Source organism: Brevibacillus brevis (assembly GCF_022026395.1).
GTDB lineage: Bacteria > Bacillota > Bacilli > Brevibacillales > Brevibacillaceae > Brevibacillus.
Genome location: NZ_CP041767.1, coordinates 1,038,073 through 1,059,502, shown reverse-complemented (window position 1 = coordinate 1,059,502; position 21,430 = coordinate 1,038,073). Strand labels below are relative to the sequence as shown.

The window sequence follows — 21,430 nt, the reverse complement described above, 5'->3', positions numbered from 1 at the left end:
CGCTTTAAAATTAAGTGAAACAAAAATGGCTGTCGACTTTCTCGACAGCCTGCCCATTCTTTGAATGGTATTCCTTATTAATAGAAGTAACTGGGGGTTGTTCCGGTGAAAGATCACATTTTAATTGTCGATGACAATCTGGAGATTATTGAACTGCTAGAAGACATTTTGGAGAACGAGGGCTTCACCGTTTCCTCCGCAGAGAGCGGAGAGGATGCACTCTCGCTGCTCAGCCAAGGAGAGCGTCCCAACCTGATCCTTTTGGATATTATGATGCCCAACATGAGTGGCTACGAGCTCTGCTCTCAAATTCGCCGTGAGTGGGATTTGCCTATACTGTTTCTCAGTGCAAAAGGAAAAGCGGTAGATAAAGTAGTCGGCTTCGAAATCGGCGCAGATGATTACATCACGAAGCCTTTTGATACAGAAGAGCTGCTCGCTCGCATTCGTGCCCACCTTCGTCGCTATGAGCGCATTCGCAAGCATACCGAAGAGCAGCCTGAGAAGGAAACGGCCTCCTCTCCGATTACGGTTTTGAAATTCAAGGACCTGGAAATCCATAAAGAAACGTATTCCGTTTATGTATGCAATCAAAAGATTGAGCTATCTACCAAGGAATTCCAACTACTCACCTTCCTCGCAGAAAATGCGGGCATCGTCTTTACAAGAGAGCAAATTTATGACCGTGTCTGGGGATATGGATATGGCTCGCTCAATACAGTGACCGTCCATATTAAAAACCTCCGTGAAAAGCTGGAAACAGAACGTCAGTTCATTAAAACACAATGGGGGACAGGCTACGTATTTATCGGGGAGAAGCTTTAAATGAGCTTACGCAATAAAGTTTTGCTCTCCTTCATTGCCTTGATCACACTCAACATCTTGTTGTTTAAATTTGTTTTTCAAGACATTATTGTCGCTCAACTCAAAAATGATCGGCATAATCAGTACCAGGCTGAGAAAGAAGCCGCAGAGAAGGTCATGCTCAATCAATTGCTTCTCGTCAGTAATTTCAAGGACCCAATCGAACGTTTGGAGCTTGAAAAGCAGTTGCCAGACGACGTGATGTACCGCATGCTCGTAAAGGATGCCAATGGAAACACCATCTACAGCAAAACATCACGCGCCTATAATTTGAAAATGCCTTCCCCCTCCGCATCAAGTCGTGGCGATTCTGCCAAACAAAGTGACCTCAAAGTGGTCGCTGAGTACCATTTTCAGCAGGAGCCACCGCGTACAGGGGAGATCGTTGTTTATTTCTACACAGATGATTACGACATGATGGCTACAACAGGGGTTTCCATGATGCTCTGGTTTATTTACGGAAGCATTAGTCTGGTGGGATTGGTTCTGCTCGCTTTGTTCGTTCGCTGGATACTAAGGCCGGTTAACGAATTATCGCGCGTCACCCAAGAAATTCAGGAAGGGAAGCGTCTGGTCACATTTACGTATCGATCGCATGATGAATTTGGGCAACTCTTTCGATATTTCGGGGAAATGGTGGATGAGCTTCGCTTAGCGGAAGAAAGACAGGCAGAAATGATCGCTTCGATCGCCCACGACTTCCGCACACCTCTCACCACGATCAAAGGGTATGCGTCATATATCGGCTCTGGTCGTGTGACGGATATGACCAAAATACAGAAACAGATGGGCAAAATCGAGCTAAAAACGACGGACTTGGAAAAGCTGCTGGATGAGCTGCAGGACTTCACCACTCAAAGCTCCGAAGTTCGACTCAGTATTAACCGCATTCATGTCAAAAGCTTCTTGAGAGGAATCATTGAGGACTATTTGCCAAGAATCAAAGAGGCAGGTCTCACCTTTCAATGGAAGCTACGCATCTCCAATGAACTACACATCGAAGCAGATGAGACCAAGCTGCGGCGTGTCATGGAAAATTTGTTAAACAACGCTATCCACTACAACAAACCGGATGGCTCCATTTACCTTACGTGTGATCAGCGAGAAGGGCATGTCCTTTTTACTGTGATCGACAAAGGAGAAGGAATCGCCGCTGAAGATTTACCGAAAATTTTCACCAAGTTTTATCGGGCGGAAAAATCACGAAATCGAAACAGTGGCGGTACAGGCTTAGGCTTGACGATTTGCAAGAGCATCGTCCGGCTTCACGGCGGAGATCTGATGGTAAACAGTGAATTGGGAATGGGAAGCAGTTTCTCCTTCACCATCCCCTTCTTCCACGGGTAGCTTTCACAAGCTACCCTTATTTTATATAGATTTATTCTCAGTTAATTATTTCTTTATATTTTACTAGTAAAATAATTTTTGTAAGCATGTTGCTTTCAGTGATAAATAACCCCCAGTTCGGTATCTGACACAATCGGCGAAACCGTAGTGATAAGATGCCTCTTTTTTTGCCCCTCAACTTCCATTTTTTTCTATCTCTTTTCCAAACGCATCGGCAGTCCGTTCTTGGGACGCAAGGTGACCAACGGCTCGGGCTCCACTACCTGATTCGGTTCAGCCAGTCTTAGTCGATATCGCTGTGCAATCGTCGCCAGTAGCAAAGCTGCCTCCATCAAAGCAAAGTTATTCCCGATACAAACACGCGGCCCGCCACCAAACGGGAAATAAGCATAGGCTGGAATTCTTTTTAAGAGGTCGCTGTCAAAACGCTCTGGAATGAATTGTTCAGCCTGGTCATAATAGCGTGGGTCACGGTGCATGACATATTGGCTCATCATCAGTGTTTCTCCAGGCTTGTACGTGTGACCGCCGATCTCAACCTCATCTACCACTTCCCGATTTATCGTCCATGCCGCAGGATAGAGCCTCAGCGTTTCCTGTACAATGAGATTCGTATACTTCAGCTGCGGAATATCCTCGACCGTCGGCAGCTTTTCACACAGTACGGTCGACAACTCGTCATGCAGCTTTTTCTCCACCTCGGGATGAGTAGCCAGCAAATAGAAAATCCACGACATCGTATTCGCAGTCGTCTCATGGCCCGCTACAAAAATGGTCATGACCTCGTCGCGAACCTGCTCGTCTGTCATTCCTTCCCCATCATCTTCATCACGCGCTGCCAAAAGCATCCCCAACAAGTCCTTATGCTCTTCTCCTTCGCTATTGCGCCGAGCTTCGATCAAAGAGTAGATCGTTTTGTCCAGCAGCTCACTCGACTCCAGGAACTCCCGATTGCTTTTGGTAGGTACGGACAACGGAATGTCGATAAAAGAGGAGCCTTTGTTTGCCACGTATTTCAAACCGACATCGATGGCATGTCCAATCTGATCGGCCCCTTCCTTGACGGTTTTGCCAAACATCGTCTCCGTAATAATCGCAAGTGTTACTTTCATCATGTCCGAGTGAATATCGCGGAGCTCCCCGGTTTTCCAATCCGACATGAGATCAACGGCTTGCCGGACCATCACGTCTCCGTAGGTGGCGATACGATCTCGATGAAAAGCTGGCTGCATAAGCCGCCGTTGTCGCAAATGCTTTTTTCCTTCACTGGTAAGAATTCCATCTCCTACAACAGCTCGCGCAACCTGTAGTCCTTTCCCTTTTCGAAAATGCGCCTGTTTGCTGACCAAAACCTCTTTGATGTGATCCGGATTCGTTAACAGATAAATATGGCGGGAAGGACCGAAGCGAAAATGAACGACTTCCCCATGCTCTTTTGCAGCGTCGCGGATGAACTGAAGCGGCGATCGGCGAAATGCCATCAAATTCCCTGAGATTGGAAGACCCTTTGGGCCGGTGATCGTGATGTTCATACGTCTCCTCCTTTTTACTTGCAAATCCTACCGATAGTATCCGGCACGATAAGGAGATTATGCGAAAAAAGCCACCCGAACTTCGGATGGCTGACGAAATCATTTTGTTTATCGTGGAACAGGTTGCTCTGTGCGCAACAGACGAGAAGCAATCAGTCGCTCGCGTACCTTGATGCCAATTAGAGAAGCCAGAACTGCTTTGACAACCCCTACAATGAGGAAAGGCGTTACACCAAAAGCAACAGCTTTATCCCATGGAATGTCCATAACGTATTTGAGCTGTACAGTACCAAAAGCGAGTGTGACAAACATGCCAATGATATTGGCGATGATGGCGTTTTTCAGGTTGAATCTTGTTTTCTCCAAGTAGAGCCCGGTCACATAAGCGGTGACAATAAACCCAAATATGTACCCGCCGGATTTTCCGACCAATATCTGCAAGCCGCCTTTTGCCTCGCTGAATACAGGCAATCCGACTGCACCGAGCAAAACGTAAATAACCAGAGCCAGTGTCCCGTATCTTCTTCCCAAAATGGTCGCCGTCAGTCCTACTGCTAACGTCTGCGCAGTAATCGGAATCAACGGCAAGGGAATCGTCACCTGCGACAATACCGCAGTCATTGCAGCAAAAATGGCAGAGAGCAATAGCCATCTCAAGCGTTCGTTTCTCATGCGTACTAGCCTCCGTTTTGTTAACTAAAAATATGATAAGGTTAACAAAATAATAATACGCATCTGCCCTTTTGTAAATCCCCGTTCTGCCCGCTTACCTTTTTGCTTGTTGATTCATGTGTAACTGCAGCTTTTGAAGTGACTGAACCGTATGATCGATTAATTCGTTCAGGTCATCGATGTTGCCTTCATCAATTTTCCGATGAAAATCCAGCGTTACCTGGTTGGTGATTTGCTTCGGCGGCCAATCGATTCGATGCTCCTCTAACTTGGCCGATACTTTCTGTGTAATATACGGCCGTTGCCCCCAAATGTCATTAAGAATCGATGTGACTTCTCTCGCTTCTGCCGGCACATCTCTGTAATTTTCCAGCTGCAAGTAAAAATGGATGCAAATCGTACATCCGATATGCTCTGTCAACGGTTGTTCCAGCTGTTCGGCTGCAATATCAGCTAACTGGGTACGAAGCTGCATCTCAGCACGGACAGCTGCGGTATAATCATGTTGATCAGCCAATTTGAATTCGATCTGAAACTGTCGATGGAACGTAGCCATATCCATGACATCCGAACGGTTCGTAATCGTGATTGCCCCTTCGAAGTCCCGGTCGTATACCGCACCTTCCAACACAACCCTGATATTGTCAAAAACAAGCGGATGAAACATCTCGCGCCCTCCTTTTCCCAGGCATTCGGGCCCTTTCTTTTACAGTATATAGCATGCCTGCTTTCTCCTTGTTTTGCAAGCAGACCGACTTCCCCATGGCGACGCCTTCAGGAGAGTGGTACCATGAGAGTGATCCAACCTTTGAGGTGACAGCCATGTTTTTAATTGGAATTCTAATCGTTGTTGCAATCCTTGGTGAAATTATTCATCGTTTGAATCCATGGAAAAAGCCAGAACCTGCGTATGAGGATCTCGTCGACCAAATCAAACAGACAGACTGGTACCAGGAGCTGTCTCGTGATCAGGCGTGTCGTTACGTTCTGGACAACGACCCGCATGTCCAAGCCTACTATGCGAGTACGTATGAAGCCAAACGACTTCTTGCACAGGAAGGCTTTCAATTGGGGCTGATTGATTACGTCAAGCAGGAAGCTGCAAAGCACGCCGATAAACCGCGCTGACATGCGAAAAAGCCGTTGTTATGGAACAGCGGCTTTTTCTTTGAATCAAAAAAAAGGTATACCTGCCATGGCTCATGCCCTGTGGTACACCTGTTTTATCCGGTATTCATGTTTGTATTAGCGTTTTTGATGATAGTGTTTGTAAGCGTCAAAGGATGCTTGCTCTTGGCAAGGTGCGCATTCTGTTGCATACGATTCAGCTTGTTCGTGAATCATTTGACCGCAGGCAGCACAGCATTTTGCTTCGAGATTGCGAAAGAAATTAGTGATCGGCGTCATGATTAAAACCCCCCGTGTGTTATTATCTGTATTGTATTACAACAGCATCTGTTTTATAAAAGTTTGTTATAATACATTACGCCGATTTATCTTTCTCTCTCGCTCATTTTCTCTTTATTGCTCCTCTTTTCGCTGTATTCATACATTTTTGCAAATTCCGCATCTGTTGTAACACAAAGGCCTAAATCAGCAGATTGAACAAATACGGATCATTCGTAATCTCTACATAGCGGATACCATGCTGCTTCATCCGACTGACTAATGGCTGATAGTCATCCTTGCATTTCATTTCAATGCCAACCAGTGCTGGACCATTGTCTTTGTTGTTCTTTTTCGTATACTCAAAGCGTGTGATGTCATCGTGTGGCCCCAATACTTTTTCCATAAACTCTCGCAAGGCTCCGGCACGCTGTGGGAAATTGATGACAAAGTAGTGCTTCAAGCCCTCATGCAGCAGCGATCGCTCTTTGATCTCTTGCATCCGGTCAATGTCGTTGTTTCCCCCGCTGATGACACACACTACGTTTTTCCCGGCGATTTGATCCCGGTAGTAATCGAGAGCGGCAATCGACAGGGCACCTGCTGGTTCTACAACGATGGCATTGCTGTTATACAACTCCAAAATGGTTGTGCACACCTTGCCTTCTGGGACGAGCACGATGTCATCCAGTAGCTCCTGGCAAATACTCATCGTTAGCTGCCCCACTTGCTTGACGGCTGCACCATCAACAAACTTGTCAATTTCATCTAAGGTGACAACATCGTTCTGCTCCAGAGCGGCTTGCATCGAAGCTGCTCCTGCCGGCTCCACACCAATGATCCGTGTGTGCGGGCTGATGCCTTTTACGTACGTGCCCACACCCGCAGCCAATCCACCTCCGCCGATACTCATAAAGACGAAATCAGCTGGTTCTTCCATGTCATTCATAAACTCCAGACCGACTGTTCCTTGTCCAGCTATCACCAATGGATCGTCAAACGGATGGACAAAGGTCCGATCTTCCTGAATGCAATATTTCATCGCCTCTGCGAAAGAATCATCAAAAGTGTCACCGATCAATACAACCTCTACATAGGAGCCGCCAAACAGCTTGACCTGCGATATTTTTTGGCGCGGGGTGGTCGCTGGCATAAAGATCGTGCCCTTGATTTGCAAATGGTTACACGAATAGGCTACACCCTGCGCATGATTGCCCGCACTCGCACAGACGACACCACGCTCCCGCTCCATTGTGGAAAGATTCCGCATAAAATGATAAGCACCGCGGATTTTGAAGGAACGAACGACCTGCAAGTCTTCTCTTTTCAAATACACGTTGCAGCCGTAGCGCTCAGACAGTACTTTATTTTTTTGCAAAGGTGTCTTCTCCACCACGTCTTTCAATGCGTGATTGGCTACTACGATGTCTTCCACTCTGACCGTATGCATGTATATGTTCCTCCCAAGTTTCTCAATTGTAGTAAGGACCAGACCAAATCAAAAAGCCCCCGCCCCAAACCAGCTACGCACAATTTGCGTACGGCTGGCTGAGGCGAGGGCATCGCGGTACCACTCAGCTTCTCTGTCTTCCTCACGAAAAACAGACTTTGGCAGTTCACTATGAAACTCCCGTCCGATAACGAGGACGAATTCGTTGTCCTATACTCACTGGCTAAACAAGCTGATTTTCCAGGACAATGCTCCAAGGTGATTTTCAAAACAGGCTGGCGGCCATTCTTTCAGCACGGGGAACGGCTCTCTGCACACTGCTTACTGTTTCTACTCTTCCTTTTCAACGCTCATAGATACGAACTATTCGAATTAGTTAAACATTCTACGCCGAAACCCACAAGTTGTCAATCTTCTTGTTAATTAGCAGGAAAGCAATGACAAAAAAACGGGTTCCCTTTCGAGCTACTGCACTCAAAACGGGACCCGTTTTTCTCTTCAATACATCCTATACTGCTTCGTAAATTGCTTCGTAACGCTTGCCGATTTCTTCATCAGTCAAACCAGCTTCGCGCAGACGGCCAATCAGTGCATTCGCCCAAATCTCAGTGCGCTGCGCCATTTTCGCGTATTTTTTCGCTTCCTTCACTTTGCGCTTGGAGCGATCTTCACCGTTTGACTTGAGGTTGTCGAGGATGAACAGCATGTGCATGGTATCTTCCTCGTTCAGCGTTTGCCAGCTATCATTTAGAAACGCAGTTACCTTTTTGTAGTAGCCATCAAACTCGTCAAAAGAAATCTCAGTATCCATGTTGAGATATTCTTTCATTTTTTCAAATAGATCTTGCATCTAGCGTCACAACTCCCTCATTATTCTCCGAACTATTATAACAAAAACAACGCTGGACAGGAAGTTGCCATTATCTTACTGGCACCCGTGAAGCTCTCGCATACATGCAACGTCTTCCGTAATGCTCTATAATAGGGAAATACTGAATTGCTTGAGGAGAACGGAACAGATGACAACGCATAAAAAAGAACAAGACGCCAGCATCCGTGTCGGCCAGCAAATGACGCTCACGATCAAGAGTTTGGGCATTAATGGCGAAGGGATCGGCTATTTTAAAAGAAAAATCGTCTTCGTAGAGGGTGCCCTCCCTGGAGAGGTCGTCCATGCAGAGGTGACCGAGGCAAGAGAAAAATACGCGACCGCGCGTCTTTTGCGAGTTGTTGAAAAATCAGCATCTCGCACGAATCCCCCCTGTCCGGTCTATGCGGAGTGTGGCGGATGCAGCTTGCAGCACATGGATTATGCCGCACAGCTCGCGAGCAAGCAGGAAATCGTCATCGAATCACTGCGCAAGTACGCTCGACTGAATCAACCACCCGTCGCCCCTACGATTGGTATGGATAACCCGTGGTCGTATCGAAATAAAGCGCAGTTTCAGGTGGGCAAGGAAAAAGGCAAGCTCATCGCTGGACTGTATCAAACAGGGAGCCACAAGCTCGTCAACCTGGAAGGCTGTCAGGTGCAGCATGAAGCAACAACAAAAATTGTCCAAACAGCGAAGCAAATCATCGAGGAGCTCGGGATTCCGATCTACGACGAGAAAAAACGGACGGGCGTCATCCGCACAATCGTAGCTCGCGTCGCTTTTGCTACGGGCGAAACGCAATTAACGCTTGTTACGGCTACCCCAGAAATTCCACGAGTGAAAGAGCTGCTTTTGGAGCTCCGCACGAGACTGCCTGAACTGGTAGGAATCGCGCAAAACGTAAATACGCAAAAAACATCGCTCGTTTTTGGTGACAAGACCGTATCGTTGTGGGGCAAAGCTTCCATTGCTGAAAAGCTGGGTGAACTGTCCTTCGACTTGTCGGCTCGTGCCTTCTTCCAATTGAATCCCGAGCAGACGCAAAAGCTGTACAATCAAGTGAAAACGGCTGCTGGACTGACCGGAAAAGAGCTCGTACTCGATTTGTACTGTGGTACAGGGACGATTGGCTTATGGCTCGCTCCTTATGCCCGCGAGGTACGCGGGATCGAACTGATTCCTGAGGCTGTCGAGGATGCCAATCGCAATGCAGAGCGTAACCAAGCATCGAATGCCAGCTTTCACGTGGGGCGTGCCGAGGTCTTGATGCCAAAATGGGCCAAGCAAGGGACTCGCCCAGATGTCGTCGTAGTCGACCCGCCGCGGACTGGGCTGGATGATGCGCTGATTCGTTCCTTGTTGGATGTGCAGCCGAAGAAGATTGTGTATGTGTCTTGTAATCCTTCTACATTGGCGAAGGATGTTGGGAAGCTGATGCAGCGGTATGAGTTGAAGAGTGTGCAGCCGGTGGATATGTTCCCGCATACGGCGCATGTGGAGTCAGTGACGCTCTTGACGTTGAAATAGGTGTTAAAGAAAAGGCTAAATTCCCTTGATGCAATGGGAGTTTAGCCTTTCTCATTTGAAATAGTAGGTTTCTTTTTTGTCGCTTTTCGGAGGTCTTGGAAATAATTTGGCGAAATAAGGTATTTTGAACTACTTAGCTACAAAATAGTTTCGTTTTTCAGGAGGTAAAAATGGGTAATCAGAAATACATCTCTACAACTGCACTCTCAAAATTGTTGCATGTTTCTACGAGTGATCTTTTTTCATACTTACAAGAAATCGGATGGATGGAAAGAGTTGAAAATGCTTGGACACTAACAAATACCGGTACGAATAAAGGTGGACAATATAAATCAGATTCATTACGGGGAACTTGGGTTGTATGGCCTGACACTATAATTCGAGAACTTGAATCGATGATTAGCTCAAAAACTACAGATACTAAATATTTAAATGCAACTGTATTGAGTCAGATTCTTAAAGTGTCAAAGTTGCGTATAAATCCAATCCTTTCCGAACTAGGCTGGTTAGAGAGAGATAGAAAAGGGTGGGTATTGACTAATTTAGGTGAAAATATTGGTGGAAAACAATTAGAGTATGAAAAAACCGGTATTCCTTATGTAACCTGGCCGGAAAGCATTCTGAATAATAAAAGCCTTATCGAGACGTTTAAACAAATAAATGGAGAGTTCTTCGATGAGAGAAACGAAACGTCCAATGAAGTCGATACAAGTTTTCGAGATAAATTTCCAGCAAAGCATAGAGCCGCCGATGGGCACGTTGTAAGATCAAAAGCCGAAATGCTTATTGATAATTGGCTCTATATGTCGGAAATAGTCCATGCCTATGAGAGAAAGTTACCCATTGAAGAAGATGTTTATTGTGATTTTTATCTTCCTGTAGGAAAAGTCTACATTGAATACTGGGGACTTGAAAATGATTCAAAGTATATTGAGAGGAAAAAATCAAAACTAGAAATATATCGGAAATATGGATTTAACCTTATTGAACTAACAGATACAGATATCCAAAACTTAGATGATGTATTTCCTAAGAAATTACTGAGATTTGGAATTCAGGCTTATTAGGTACAAAGAGAATTTCTAGGAGGATACAAATGCTTTATATTTGCATATCTATAACACTAATAGTCTTGACCTTCATTATTGTATTAGTTAAGAAAAAAGCAATATTTTCAAAAAACGTTCAATTGGAAACACAAGATTTCGATCCTCTAAGTATTGACATTAATCAAATTGACAAAATGGAAGACGGGTCAGAGTTTGAAATGTATCTCTATCGCCTATTTTTAGCACTAGGCTATTCAGGTGTATACAAAACAGTTGGGAGTAGAGATTTCGGTGCCGATCTAGTTTTTAATGATCGCTCTGGAACAAGGAACGTCATCCAAGCTAAACGTTATAGTGAAAATAATCCAATTGGGATTAGTGCCATTCAAGAAGTTTATTCCTCCATGAGATTTTACAAAGCTAAGAAGTCTATCGTAATAGGGACTTCAAGCTTCACTACGTCTTGTGAGACTTTGGCAGGAATAAATCACGTTAAATTGCTAGATCGTCAAGACTTAATTGAAATAATAGCTTTGTTCAAGCAGGGAAACTTAAATAAGGTAAAAGACATAATTGAAGGCGAGCCAAGATTAATCTTAGATTCTTGGTCAGAATACAATGATCACAATCGCGAAATTAAAAAAGATAAAAAGGCTGAAATATTATTACGTAGCTATTAAACACTTCAAATAAACAATAGAAATTTAATAAAGTGTTATGGGAATTGAAAAAGAAAACTATGTGGGATAAAACAACTATACTAGCGCTAAGACTTTATGATAATGCCATTGACTTTATAAATAAGAGTATGGAGGTGTAATGCTCTCCGTTGTCAAGACACGATTTTTTGAGGAATAAGTTATGTCCTCCTTTTCGTAGTCCTAGTGTTTAAGATGCGATTTTTCGATAGTATGGGCGTAAAATTGATCGGGTTTTGCTTCATTTAGAGATTGATGAGGGCGCTCCTGGTTATAAAATTGGACATAACGAACTATCTCTCTGAACTCTTAACGAACTTTATCATCAATACACCATCTTGCAGTTCGGCAGAATAACAATTTTCGTTTAAATTTTCAGTTGAATATTGATATTCGAGAATTGCATCTGCCATTTCTTGAGTGAATCTCCCCTTAAAATACGGTATATTTAGCTTCGTTCCAACTTGAAAATCTTCATCACAACAATTAGTATCAATGTGTTCTATTATCGTTTTAACTGGATCGCTTAAATCAGCCCATTTTAAATTACATTGATTATTCACCACTTTCTTCCTCCTTAAAATTATCTTTTCATTACATCAGAAGTTAAGTCATAGGAAATGAACCCCTACTTTGAGACAGTCTACTGAAGCACAAGGCAAGGACAATTACAGGAGTCGTTTGCCCCTGCATGTCAAAATTCTCCTTTCTATCAAGCTTTATAAACAGGGTTTTTTATATAAAAAAGAAGTGGGGCTACACCACTAAAAAAAGATGGTGATAGCCCACGTACTTGCATAAAAAACTATCCAAATTATTTACCACGATGCTTAGCTTTAGCTTTTTGAAGTCTTAATTCTCTTTTTCGTTCCTTCATTTCGTCTCTTTGCTGACGAGTGCATACTTTTTTCTCTATTTTTCTCTTCTCATACTCCAATTTCAAAGCCTCTTGAGCATAAGAAGAGATTCCTTTCATGCTTAGCTCGCGAGCCACTTGTCTGGCTAAACGCTTTGGATTAACCCTTCGGTCACAAGAGGTATTAATATCCACCTCTTGTGATAATTTGTTTGTGACTTCATGAATATTTTTCTGGATGAACTCCAGAATTTCATTATCCTTTGGTTCAGAACCAAATAAATATCTGCCTGCTTTTAACTTACCGAAATCATTTTCCTCTACAACACCTACCCAAAATTGACCATCATAGTAGACAGTCAGCTTCATAAATATTCCCCCTCAAAAAGTATTACGAGTAACGATGGACATCCCGAGGGGGGAAGGTTACTGACATGGCCAAAATTATGACCATGCGTTCGGACTACCAACCGAACCGTGTTTTTTCGTTCCCGTTGCAATATTACTGGCTCATATTGTATCATTCATTCCCTGAAACTTCCACGAAAACGCCGCCCTAATACACGACTTAATATCGCCTTCATTCGTTAAAACCTTTCCTTTATTTTGACAGGAAGGTATTTTTCTATCATCCACCATTTCTTGGATGTTTTGGAAACTGAAGATCATATATTACATTTCAGAATTCTTCTTCACCTATGCTTCCTTTAAGTTAGTATGGAAAGGTATCTTCTATTATTGTTTTGGTATTGTTCTCCCAGTCTTCTCGTATCATTGCATACCCAACAGAATCAAATAATTGTCCGCCTTGTCTCCATGATCTACGGTTATAAGATTCTTTTACAAATCCGCTATGAAAGAACGTTTTTCTCATCGCAAAATTATCATATCTGGTATGACCTTCGATTCTAATAATATGAGTGTACTTATTGAATACATATGTACTTAACCAATTAAGGACATCCTTTGCTATTCCTTTGCCTCTAAACTTTTCTTTCAATCGCAAATCGAATAAACATATGGGATCTTCTAAATCAAACACTCTTATTAAACCAATTTTTGTATGATTATCCATGATCCAAAATGTTTGGTTCCCGTTTTCGTTATAATTTCCGTTGGCTACCTTTTCTCTTATAGACTCCTCAGTAGGATTCTCCTGTCCATGAAAACTCCATGTTTCTGATGTTAAAAATTCTACTAATTCATCAACCATTTTGTTTTCAAACTCTAAATATATGTACATCGTTCTCCCCCTTTGAAACATGATTCAAATAGTCCAAGTCCGATTTATAAAGACATCCAAGCATATAATCCTTACACAAATAAAGATAATTTATCAAGTTATGATATGATAGCAAAGTATTTTCATTTCAAAAAGCTTGTCGATACAATTAGAGCTGATAGCATAGACACATAGAAAGACAACATAAACTTTCAAGTGAGCAACGAGGTTTGTGGTGGTATGTTACTTTGTGCTACATACGGAACAATCTATGCCAATAATAAGCTAGAAGTTACGCATAATTGTTAATAAAAGAGTAACTGCCGCAAATACCGGTAGAAGACCTTGAGAACATAGGAGGATACATGTCCTGGAGCAAAGTGAAGAAACAACTGGAGAGCTTTCTCTGTCCTGCGCTAAATGGAAGGGTCGAATACCGTGCAACCGGTTACCGTTATTTACCTGATAAATCCGGAATTTGTTATATTTCCGTAGATAAAAAGAACGTACTTACTATGAGTGATATAACTGGCTCAATCCGATGGTATCAGACGGAGCAGGAAATTAAGAATGATTCAGATATCCAAATTCCTATCACCAATGAAGAAATGGAAGCAGTCAGAAATGAAACCAAGGGGAACGTTCCGGAGGATCGTCTAAAAGTCATTGCAAGAAATAGAAAAATATCCGAATATGCAAAGGAGCTTTTGTCAGCACAGGCAACATTAAGTAAATCAAATTTTATCGTTGTGGCTAATCAGTTTTTATCTATTTCTATAGAGGAAAGCATAGAGAGCAATGATATCCTATTGAATATTCTAGCCTTGGTGGACAGAAGAGTTGGGAAAAAGAGGATTTTGAATATGGCCGAGAAGATGAAGTTAAAGCATCCAATTGTGCAGTATTTCTATGAATTACGGCTTAGTACATTATGAAAAATAAATATGTCAGGAAATTCGTTGTCATTATTAAACCGAAGACCCTTTTCGATTCAGGTCTTCGGCTTTTCATTTGATGGGGGCATATCGTGTCTACCAAACCGCTAGGAGGGAAAGTAGCCCTTTTTAAATATTTCGTACCATTGATTCAATTCCTCGCCTTCCAAAACACCCAATCTCTCCAAAATATGCCTTGAAAACTCCAATGCACCGCTTCCATTCGCAGTGATGAGATTCTCGTCCCGGATTGACTGACCCTCTACATAATGTTGATCTCCTCTGTAGTTGGGAGCTCCTTCCTTCAAATAAGGTAACGTATTGCCTGTATGTTTATGATTGTCCAAAAATCCGTGATTCCCCAAAAAAGTCGTAGCATCACAGATGGCTGCGACAGGAATATTCTTGCTCACACAATAATCAACCACTACTTTTGCTATCTGATTCTTTTCTTCTCTCCATCCCGTTCCGCCAGGTATGATTAACATGGCGATGTCCTCAATCGGGTTAAATGCGTTTACGCTATAATCTGGAAGGACCGTTAAACCACCCATCGAAACTTTAGGTTCCTGATCAATGGCGATGGTCTTTACACGATATCCTGTTCCTGGCTTGTTCAACTCTGAACTGACGTAACTTGCCTCCCAATCAGCAAAACCATCCGTAATAAAAATGAGCACTTCCTTCAAAGTGATTCCCTCCCTGTAACTTCATGTACAAATGAATTGTAAAACAACTTCACTGACAGTTATGGTCAGGAAAGAAAACGGAAATCACATGAACATTTTGAAGCGATCAAGCTGGAAACAAAAAACGTAAAACCATCACGGCAATAATGCCTGCGAGTACAGTTACCAATAAGCTACGTGTTTTTATCGCAATGAAAAAGGTTGGTATGGCTGCTAGAAGTTCGACATTGTTTGTAGAAAAAGAAATATTTTCACCATGTTTAAATACCTCTTGCGCTACTAGAGCAGCCATAACAGATATGGGGACATAGCTTAACCACCGTGTTGCCCAATCTGGCAATTGAAAACGACTCAATACCATAAGAGGAAGGACTCTTGGGATGAATGTAACAATTGCTGTTCCTACAATCATCAAAAAAACATCCAATCTTACTTCCATTTTTCCATCACCATCCCTATCGTTGAAGCAAAAATTGTAGCAACAATAACTCCCATACTGCTAGACAATACCGAACTGGCTCCCACAGCAATAACAACTGCGATTATCGCGACAACCACATCACGTCTGATTTTCTTTCGACTTAACATCGAAAGTACCAGAAGTCCAATAAACATCGCTGTCAAAGCAAAATCCAAACCTAATGTTTCGGGATTTGAAATCCATTGTCCCAAGAATGCTCCCGCTATATTGGCTACGCACCAGTTTAGATAAGCAGTTACATTTAGACCGTGCATCCATTTTTCACTAATGTAATTCTTTTTTGCAGCTTCGTTGATCGCAACTCCAAACGACTCGTCGGTAAGTAGAGACCCTACTAGCATGTTTCTAAGCGGAGAAAGATGCCGAAAATATGGTGCCAGGGCTGCACTAAGTAAAAGATGCCGAAGATTAACAAAGAAAATGGTAATAATAATGGTGGTAATCGAACTGCTTGCTGCCATCATTCCGGCAGCGATAAATTGGGCTGAGCCAGCATAAAGAATTAAACACATCAGGGCTATTTCAGTTATACTCAGACCCGCTGTCCTTTCGATCACACCAGCAGCGAATCCAATACTTAAATAACCGAGTAGCGTAGGGACACAATCCTTTACACCTTGGCGAAAAGTATCGTTATCTCTTGAATCTGCCACCGTTTCGATTTGGTCATTTGCCAGTCCCATTTTATCCCTCCTTAGTCTTATTTACATTCAGGGAGTTATTGTGATAACTACTATGAAAAAGTGAAAGAAAATACGGTTCAAATTACTTGAACCGTTTTCCTGTAACCACGTGGAACAGGTCAGGATGGTTAATCCAGACAGCTTCGGCTTTCTCGGGTCCAACTTCCTTAACTAATTGCGCAAACATAATGTCGTGCCTGATGTACTCCACTGCTACTAATACAAGTGCTGGGTCTTGTGTTTTTATAGCCCAAGCAGCGGTATTTGGAGCGAAATTTGCTATTAATACTTCTTCATTGTCCCTGGAGACAATGGTTAAACGACCACTCATACGTTCCTCTGCTACTTTCGGAGACATGTAATCATGATGAGTGGTTGCCCCTAACTCGGTATCGGGTGCTCCAAACAACATAGAAAATACAGGAACACCTTCTTTTACCCGCTTATCTACGTCCTGTTTAATAAAAGAAATCTGTGGTTGCCAAATCGATAACCATAGTTCTTCTCGGGCTTTGTTTATCATATCGACCATTTCTGTGATAACCAGTTCATCAGTACTAATGCGTCGAACCACGTCTACTTGCTGTTCACTTTCTAAGGCAGATAGATTTTTTTCAAGATAATCAAATGATTGCTCGAAGGAATTGCGCAATCGCGTGATTAATTCTTTAGCGGGCAAAGGAGAGTAGGTCAGAGGTTCAGATGGTACCGTATAAACTGCTCCTTTATCTAACAATTTGCCCAATACTTCATAAATCATGGAACGCGGTACACCCGATCTTTTACTAATCTCATATCCAGTTATAGGAGACTGCTTCAAGAGTCCGATATAAGCTTTGCATTCATATTGTGAAAATCCCAATTTCTGAAGTTCTTTATAGATTTCATCCAAAGAAAACCAGCACCTTTTTAGTGATTATTGTTATAACCTCTAAGTTCTATGGTGGTTATTATAATAATCACTAATCATATCGTCAATCATTTTAATGATACTTTGCGTTTGATGGCCGAGAAAACAACGAAAGAAGGGATATACGATGGATTTAGAGATGGTCATGCAAGAGCTTGAAGCTCTCGGCAAGGAACGAACCAAGAAAATTTATCTATCCAATGGCGCTCACGAACCACTTTTTGGCGTGGCTACAGGCGCTATGAAGCCCATGGCGAGAAAAATCAAGATCAATCAGCCCTTGGCGGAGCAGCTTTACGCTACCGGGAACTACGACGCCATGTACTTTGCCGGTGTGATCGCAGATCCAAAAGCAATGACCAAGGCGGATTTTGATCGATGGATGGATTCCGCTTATTTTTATATGCTGTCCGATTATGTGGTGGCAGTCACCTTATCTGAAGCAGATATTGCCCAAGAAGTTGCCGATCAATGGATCACAAGCGGCGAAGAGCTCAGAATGTCTGCTGGCTGGAGTTGTTACTGCTGGCTTTTGGGGAATCGCCCCGATCGTGAATTTTCCGAAAGCAAAATTGCCAGTATGCTTGAAACTGTAAAAAATGCGATTCACGATTCTCCCGAACGAACGAAATACGCTATGAATCAATTTATTTACACCGTGGCAACCTCCTATTTGCCACTCCACGATAAGGCGGTCGAAATTGCAAAGGAAGTAGGACCTGTAGAAGTCCAAAAAGACAAAGCAAAAAGCAAGTTCCTAAACGCTCTCGATAATATTCAAAAGGCAGTAAGTAAAGGGCAGCTTGGCTTCAAACGGAAACATGTGAGGTGTTAACCCCGTCATGTTCAAACGGAGTATCCTTTTAGAGGTTGCTCCGTTTTTTTGCGAGCAAGTCGAATTCCTCCTATTGGTAATAGTAGACGAATTTACAGGCGATACTGGACGTGTAGCGATTTTTCTGACAAGCGCGAACAAACTCCTTCTGAAGACCGAGGTCAAAATACATCGACTGCGGGATGTAACTACTCTCTGTTGGTATATTATGGTACCTAAGCTTTCGAAAATAAGATACGAGGAGATGTAGTATGTGAAGACGTTAATTGAATTCAAAAAAGTAACGAAAGAATACAAAATCGGAGAAGTGCCAATCAAAGCGCTTAATGGTGTTGATTTTTCCATAGCAGAGGGAGAATTCGTCGTTATTTTGGGGGCGAGTGGGGCTGGTAAAAGTACGATTTTGAATGTGCTAGGCGGTATGGATACGGCTACCTCAGGTCAAGTATTTGTTGGTGATCAAGAAATCACCCGATTCAACGAAAAAAAATTAACACAATACCGCGGTGAGAAAGTCGGTTTTGTCTTTCAATTCTATAACTTAATTCCGAATTTAAACGCCCTGGAAAATGTTGAATTCGCCACGGAAGTATGCAAAAACCATCTGGATGCGAAAGAGATTTTACATAAAGTTGGATTACAAAATCGCATGAAAAACTTCCCTTCTCAGCTCTCTGGCGGCGAACAACAAAGAGTTGCCATCGCAAGAGCTGTTGCCAAAAATCCTTTGCTTTTACTTTGTGATGAACCAACCGGAGCTTTGGATTATGTGACAGGTAAATCCGTCTTAAAGCTTCTCCAGGACTTGAACAAAGAGACAAAAAAGTGCGTCGTATTGGTCACACATAATTCCGCCATTGCTCCTATGGCTGACAAAATCATTAAGGTGAAAAGCGGAATGATTGAAAGCGTTACCATTAATCGTGAAAAGCAAAGTGTGGAAGGGATTGAGTGGTGATGATGAAATTATTTTTAAAAGTAGTAAGGGATATCAAACAATCGATCGGGCAATTCATCGCCTTTGTTTTGGTTATCGCAGTAGGAGCCTTTTTCTATGGGGGGCTCGTAACTTATAGCAATAATCTTAGTGCTTATACAGAAGGCTATTTTCAAGAACATAACCTAAGCGACCTGTATGTATATTACGATCAAATTTCCCAAAATGATGTCGCTGTTTTAAGTAAAATAGAAGGCATTAAAAAAATAGAAGGACGCTATACTTTTGATGCCACACAAACCTTTGAAGGTGATAAAGCTTCTTTGAAAATTCATTCCATCCCTATCAAAAACGAAATTAACACGATTGCTATGATTGAGGGCAAAATCCCGACCAAAAAGAATGAGATATTATTGGATTCTCGTTATGCGAAAGAACATCTTTTTCAAGTCGGTGATGAAATCAGTATTCGTGCGAATGAAAAAAATTTTACATTTACCATTAGCGGCTTGGGTGAGAATGTCGAACATGCCAAAAAGAACGAAATACAAGACCATAAAACCTTCGGAGTCGCTTATATTGCCGAAGAGACCATTTCTGAAATCTTCGGTGACCTTTCCTATAATGAAATCATGATCGATGCTACAGAAGGCTACGATATTGACAAATTAGGTCAATCCATTGAAGCACAATCCAAACACCTTCCTTATGTAAATCAAGTAAGCAAAGAACGGACTTTCAGCTATTCGAAAATAAATGAAACGATCCAGAATAATAAATTGATGAGTATGGTCATCCCTTTCGTTCTCTTTTTGATTGTCGCTATTATCCTGTTTCTTACCATGTCGAGAATGATTGATTCTCAAAGAACTCAAGTAGGGATTATGAAGGCTTTAGGTATCAAAAACAGTTACATCATGCTTCATTACATGGGATACCCTGTGCTGGCAGGCCTCATAGGCTCCATCATCGGTTGTGCAATTGCCGCTCTTGTATTTGTCCCATTCGTAACGGCATCGAGTGCAAGAGCCTACTCTCTGCCTGGCATTACTTACTCCCTTTCTTTCTATTCTTTTATTCCTCCCATTATTTTCTCGAGTGCATTTGGAATCCTAGCGTGTTACGTAAGTGGTAGAACCATATTAAAAGAACGTGCGGCTCAGGCTATGCGTCCTAAACCGCCAAAGAAGATGAAAACGCTACTGATAGAAAGATTTCCGGGTATTTGGAGTCATATCTCCTATAGCTACAAACTCATTTTGAGAAATATTTTCCTCAATAAACAAAAAGCTTTAGCGAGCTCCACTGGTGTCGTTGTAAGCACGGTCCTATTGATCACCGCTTTTGGCACTCAATCCGCGTTGCAAAAAGTAGCTAGCCAAATTGAAGATGTCTATACGTATGATTTACGAGTCGATTATACACTGGGAACATCTATGGATATGATAAAACTCCCCTCTGGCATGAAAAATCATTATTATTTATCCACCTTTCCTGTTGAATTCATAAAAGGTGATGAAAAAAATAATGCCACTCTCGTTGTTACCGAAAAAGAAAACACGCTCATTCATTACTTTGACGAAAATGATAATCGGATCACTTTGGAAAACAACGGTGTGCTCGTACCAAAATCCTACGCAGACAAATATCACATTGCTGCAGGAGTTACCATCCAAATAACGTTCGATACACCCGAGCATAAAAATAAAACTGTAGACATGAAGGTTTTCCATATCTCTACGCAGTATTCGAACCCTTCGTTTTATATCACACCAGACTATTTAAAGAGCTTTGGCATTGACTACAGTCCAACCTCACTTTTCGTTGAAGCAAATAGCTCTGCAGATCTTATAAGTGTTCGTAACTTCTTTGAGCAAGATTCTCATGTTGAAACCATTTCAGATAGCGATGATCTAAAGAAAACCGCTGAATATATTTTGAAACAAAACAATTTTGTATTTATCATGTTTATTGTTTGTGCCGTCATCCTCTCTTTTGGCGCGATATACTCGATCTCTTCCATCAACATTTATGAAAGGAGTCGCGAGCTTGCAACACTTAAGGTATTAGGCTATCAAAAACATAAAATAAACCGACTCATCTTTTTTGAAAACCTGATACTCACTACATTTGCGATTCTTGTTGCTTTACCGATAAGTGGTTATGTTTATTCCATGATCGTCAAGGCACTGTCCAGTACCCATCAACAAATCCCGGATCAATTAACGATTCCTAGCCTGTTGGTTTCTGTTGTTCTTGCCTACTTGCTTACGATTCTGTCCAACTTGCTACTTCAAAGAAAAGTATCCAACATCAATATGATTGAATCATTAAAGGGAGTGGACTAAAGCTATTGACCAACTGCTTTACACGCCTGTCTTATGTCTGATCTATGTTAAAGGATAAGCTGTGTGATTTATTCGAAAATATGGATTCATCTGTTTTAATTCCCTTTTATTTCTATTATATTATACGTATGTCC

23 protein-coding genes, 1 pseudogene and 1 other annotated feature are annotated in these 21,430 nt (G+C 42.3%); of the genes and pseudogenes, 11 read left to right on the top strand and 13 right to left on the bottom strand.

The annotated features are described in order from the left end of the window. Nucleotides 1-105: 105 nt before the first annotated feature. Entirely contained in the window at nt 106-825 is a 720-nt protein-coding gene (locus tag FO446_RS05385; protein ID WP_007721564.1) for a response regulator transcription factor, read from the top strand. Further along, nucleotides 826-2,211, top strand: coding sequence for a sensor histidine kinase (locus tag FO446_RS05380; protein WP_221868759.1), 1,386 nt, complete (start codon nt 826-828; stop codon nt 2,209-2,211). Nucleotides 2,212-2,402: 191 nt separating this feature from the next. Here the strand turns inward: FO446_RS05380 and FO446_RS05375 are convergent, their stop codons facing one another. The 3 genes from FO446_RS05375 to FO446_RS05365 all read right to left on the bottom strand — a co-directional run bounded on the left by FO446_RS05375 (nt 2,403) and on the right by FO446_RS05365 (nt 5,082). Next, nucleotides 2,403-3,743 carry a cytochrome P450 gene (locus FO446_RS05375; protein ID WP_173611378.1) on the bottom strand — a complete coding sequence of 447 codons (1,341 nt, stop codon included), beginning with the start codon at nt 3,741-3,743 and terminating at the stop codon, nt 2,403-2,405. 108 nt (nt 3,744-3,851) lie between these two features. Then, on the bottom strand, nt 3,852-4,415 hold the full coding sequence (locus FO446_RS05370) for a biotin transporter BioY (protein WP_237900063.1): 564 nt from the start codon (nt 4,413-4,415) through the stop codon (nt 3,852-3,854). A 94-nt stretch (nt 4,416-4,509) separates the two neighbouring features. Further along, nucleotides 4,510-5,082 carry a hypothetical protein gene (locus FO446_RS05365; RefSeq protein ID WP_221868761.1) on the bottom strand — a complete coding sequence of 191 codons (573 nt, stop codon included), beginning with the start codon at nt 5,080-5,082 and terminating at the stop codon, nt 4,510-4,512. Between the two features lie 95 nt (nt 5,083-5,177). On the opposite strand from FO446_RS05365, the gene FO446_RS05360 reads away from it, so the two are divergent. Beyond that, entirely contained in the window at nt 5,178-5,543 is a 366-nt protein-coding gene (locus tag FO446_RS05360) for a hypothetical protein (protein WP_229087959.1), read from the top strand. 117 nt (nt 5,544-5,660) lie between these two features. On the opposite strand, the gene yhfH is transcribed toward FO446_RS05360, so the two are convergent. The 3 genes from yhfH to FO446_RS05345 all read right to left on the bottom strand — a co-directional run bounded on the left by yhfH (nt 5,661) and on the right by FO446_RS05345 (nt 8,101). Next, nucleotides 5,661-5,822 carry a protein YhfH gene (gene yhfH / locus FO446_RS05355; RefSeq protein WP_173611374.1) on the bottom strand — a complete coding sequence of 54 codons (162 nt, stop codon included), beginning with the start codon at nt 5,820-5,822 and terminating at the stop codon, nt 5,661-5,663. A 181-nt stretch (nt 5,823-6,003) separates the two neighbouring features. Next, nucleotides 6,004-7,251 carry a threonine ammonia-lyase IlvA gene (gene ilvA, locus FO446_RS05350; RefSeq protein WP_221868762.1) on the bottom strand — a complete coding sequence of 416 codons (1,248 nt, stop codon included), beginning with the start codon at nt 7,249-7,251 and terminating at the stop codon, nt 6,004-6,006. A gap of 96 nt (nt 7,252-7,347) precedes the next feature. Further along, nucleotides 7,348-7,607 (bottom strand) — a binding site (T-box leader). Nucleotides 7,608-7,759: 152 nt separating this feature from the next. Continuing rightward, nucleotides 7,760-8,101, bottom strand: a complete 342-nt coding sequence (locus tag FO446_RS05345) for a hypothetical protein (RefSeq protein WP_048031397.1) — start codon at nt 8,099-8,101, stop codon at nt 7,760-7,762. Nucleotides 8,102-8,270: 169 nt separating this feature from the next. Here FO446_RS05345 and rlmD point away from each other — a divergent pair, with 169 nt between their 5' ends. The 3 genes from rlmD (at nt 8,271) to FO446_RS05330 (ending at nt 11,382) form a co-directional block, all read left to right on the top strand. Next, nucleotides 8,271-9,653, top strand: a complete 1,383-nt coding sequence (gene rlmD / locus FO446_RS05340; protein ID WP_221868763.1) for a 23S rRNA (uracil(1939)-C(5))-methyltransferase RlmD — start codon at nt 8,271-8,273, stop codon at nt 9,651-9,653. Nucleotides 9,654-9,823: 170 nt separating this feature from the next. Continuing rightward, the gene (locus FO446_RS05335; protein ID WP_221868764.1) at nt 9,824-10,720 is read left to right on the top strand and encodes a glycerol kinase; all 897 of its coding nucleotides are present in this window, start codon (nt 9,824-9,826) and stop codon (nt 10,718-10,720) included. A gap of 29 nt (nt 10,721-10,749) precedes the next feature. Beyond that, a complete protein-coding gene (locus FO446_RS05330) occupies nt 10,750-11,382 on the top strand; it encodes a restriction endonuclease (RefSeq protein WP_221868765.1) in 633 nt (210 codons plus the stop codon). A 311-nt stretch (nt 11,383-11,693) separates the two neighbouring features. Here FO446_RS05330 and FO446_RS05325 read toward each other — a convergent pair whose 3' ends face one another. The 3 genes from FO446_RS05325 to FO446_RS05315 all read right to left on the bottom strand — a co-directional run bounded on the left by FO446_RS05325 (nt 11,694) and on the right by FO446_RS05315 (nt 13,499). Then, entirely contained in the window at nt 11,694-11,963 is a 270-nt protein-coding gene (locus tag FO446_RS05325; protein ID WP_106778455.1) for a hypothetical protein, read from the bottom strand. Between the two features lie 251 nt (nt 11,964-12,214). Next, on the bottom strand, nt 12,215-12,625 hold the full coding sequence (locus tag FO446_RS05320; protein WP_237900062.1) for a YjdF family protein: 411 nt from the start codon (nt 12,623-12,625) through the stop codon (nt 12,215-12,217). Nucleotides 12,626-12,968: 343 nt separating this feature from the next. Beyond that, on the bottom strand, nt 12,969-13,499 hold the full coding sequence (locus FO446_RS05315) for a GNAT family N-acetyltransferase (RefSeq protein ID WP_221868766.1): 531 nt from the start codon (nt 13,497-13,499) through the stop codon (nt 12,969-12,971). A 12-nt stretch (nt 13,500-13,511) separates the two neighbouring features. Between FO446_RS05315 and FO446_RS05310 the strand changes: the two are divergent. Beyond that, nucleotides 13,512-13,787, top strand: a pseudogene (locus tag FO446_RS05310) (hypothetical protein); the annotation flags it as partial. Nucleotides 13,788-13,843: 56 nt separating this feature from the next. Next, a complete protein-coding gene (locus FO446_RS05305; protein WP_173611359.1) occupies nt 13,844-14,413 on the top strand; it encodes an SF0329 family protein in 570 nt (189 codons plus the stop codon). Between the two features lie 107 nt (nt 14,414-14,520). Here the strand turns inward: FO446_RS05305 and FO446_RS05300 are convergent, their stop codons facing one another. The 4 genes from FO446_RS05300 to FO446_RS05285 form a co-directional block, all read right to left on the bottom strand. Then, nucleotides 14,521-15,102, bottom strand: coding sequence for a type 1 glutamine amidotransferase family protein (locus FO446_RS05300; protein ID WP_173611358.1), 582 nt, complete (start codon nt 15,100-15,102; stop codon nt 14,521-14,523). A 106-nt stretch (nt 15,103-15,208) separates the two neighbouring features. Beyond that, complete coding sequence (locus tag FO446_RS05295; RefSeq protein WP_173611357.1) at nt 15,209-15,541, bottom strand: AzlD domain-containing protein; 333 nt, start codon at nt 15,539-15,541, stop codon at nt 15,209-15,211. After that, complete coding sequence (locus tag FO446_RS05290) at nt 15,532-16,266, bottom strand: AzlC family ABC transporter permease (protein WP_173611356.1); 735 nt, start codon at nt 16,264-16,266, stop codon at nt 15,532-15,534. Before FO446_RS05290 ends, FO446_RS05295 begins: the two co-directional genes overlap by 10 nt. 82 nt (nt 16,267-16,348) lie before the next feature. Then, complete coding sequence (locus tag FO446_RS05285) at nt 16,349-17,158, bottom strand: TrmB family transcriptional regulator (RefSeq protein WP_012684714.1); 810 nt, start codon at nt 17,156-17,158, stop codon at nt 16,349-16,351. A 145-nt stretch (nt 17,159-17,303) separates the two neighbouring features. On the opposite strand from FO446_RS05285, the gene FO446_RS05280 reads away from it, so the two are divergent. From FO446_RS05280 to FO446_RS05270, 3 genes are all read left to right on the top strand, one after another. Beyond that, nucleotides 17,304-18,011: a DNA alkylation repair protein gene (locus tag FO446_RS05280; protein ID WP_173611355.1), complete on the top strand. Its 708-nt coding sequence runs from the start codon at nt 17,304-17,306 to the stop codon at nt 18,009-18,011. A 253-nt stretch (nt 18,012-18,264) separates the two neighbouring features. Further along, complete coding sequence (locus FO446_RS05275) at nt 18,265-18,969, top strand: ABC transporter ATP-binding protein (protein WP_173611354.1); 705 nt, start codon at nt 18,265-18,267, stop codon at nt 18,967-18,969. A gap of 2 nt (nt 18,970-18,971) precedes the next feature. After that, the gene (locus FO446_RS05270; RefSeq protein WP_173611433.1) at nt 18,972-21,296 is read left to right on the top strand and encodes an ABC transporter permease; all 2,325 of its coding nucleotides are present in this window, start codon (nt 18,972-18,974) and stop codon (nt 21,294-21,296) included. The last annotated feature ends 134 nt before the right edge of the window (nt 21,297-21,430 follow it).

What these genes read in the sequence shown, in the direction of transcription:
- FO446_RS05380 (WP_221868759.1), top strand. Translation starts at nt 826, where the DNA reads ATGAGCTTACGCAATAAAGTTTTGCTCTCCTTCATTGCCTTGATCACA.
- FO446_RS05375 (WP_173611378.1), bottom strand. Translation starts at nt 3,743, where the DNA reads ATGAACATCACGATCACCGGCCCAAAGGGTCTTCCAATCTCAGGGAAT.
- FO446_RS05370 (WP_237900063.1), bottom strand. Translation starts at nt 4,415, where the DNA reads ATGAGAAACGAACGCTTGAGATGGCTATTGCTCTCTGCCATTTTTGCT.
- FO446_RS05365 (WP_221868761.1), bottom strand. Translation starts at nt 5,082, where the DNA reads ATGTTTCATCCGCTTGTTTTTGACAATATCAGGGTTGTGTTGGAAGGT.
- FO446_RS05360 (WP_229087959.1), top strand. Translation starts at nt 5,178, where the DNA reads ATGGCGACGCCTTCAGGAGAGTGGTACCATGAGAGTGATCCAACCTTT.
- yhfH (WP_173611374.1), bottom strand. Translation starts at nt 5,822, where the DNA reads ATGACGCCGATCACTAATTTCTTTCGCAATCTCGAAGCAAAATGCTGT.
- ilvA (WP_221868762.1), bottom strand. Translation starts at nt 7,251, where the DNA reads ATGCATACGGTCAGAGTGGAAGACATCGTAGTAGCCAATCACGCATTG.
- FO446_RS05345 (WP_048031397.1), bottom strand. Translation starts at nt 8,101, where the DNA reads ATGCAAGATCTATTTGAAAAAATGAAAGAATATCTCAACATGGATACT.
- rlmD (WP_221868763.1), top strand. Translation starts at nt 8,271, where the DNA reads ATGACAACGCATAAAAAAGAACAAGACGCCAGCATCCGTGTCGGCCAG.
- FO446_RS05335 (WP_221868764.1), top strand. Translation starts at nt 9,824, where the DNA reads ATGGGTAATCAGAAATACATCTCTACAACTGCACTCTCAAAATTGTTG.
- FO446_RS05330 (WP_221868765.1), top strand. Translation starts at nt 10,750, where the DNA reads ATGCTTTATATTTGCATATCTATAACACTAATAGTCTTGACCTTCATT.
- FO446_RS05320 (WP_237900062.1), bottom strand. Translation starts at nt 12,625, where the DNA reads ATGAAGCTGACTGTCTACTATGATGGTCAATTTTGGGTAGGTGTTGTA.
- FO446_RS05315 (WP_221868766.1), bottom strand. Translation starts at nt 13,499, where the DNA reads ATGTACATATATTTAGAGTTTGAAAACAAAATGGTTGATGAATTAGTA.
- FO446_RS05305 (WP_173611359.1), top strand. Translation starts at nt 13,844, where the DNA reads ATGTCCTGGAGCAAAGTGAAGAAACAACTGGAGAGCTTTCTCTGTCCT.
- FO446_RS05295 (WP_173611357.1), bottom strand. Translation starts at nt 15,541, where the DNA reads ATGGAAGTAAGATTGGATGTTTTTTTGATGATTGTAGGAACAGCAATT.
- FO446_RS05290 (WP_173611356.1), bottom strand. Translation starts at nt 16,266, where the DNA reads ATGGGACTGGCAAATGACCAAATCGAAACGGTGGCAGATTCAAGAGAT.
- FO446_RS05280 (WP_173611355.1), top strand. Translation starts at nt 17,304, where the DNA reads ATGGATTTAGAGATGGTCATGCAAGAGCTTGAAGCTCTCGGCAAGGAA.
- FO446_RS05270 (WP_173611433.1), top strand. Translation starts at nt 18,972, where the DNA reads ATGAAATTATTTTTAAAAGTAGTAAGGGATATCAAACAATCGATCGGG.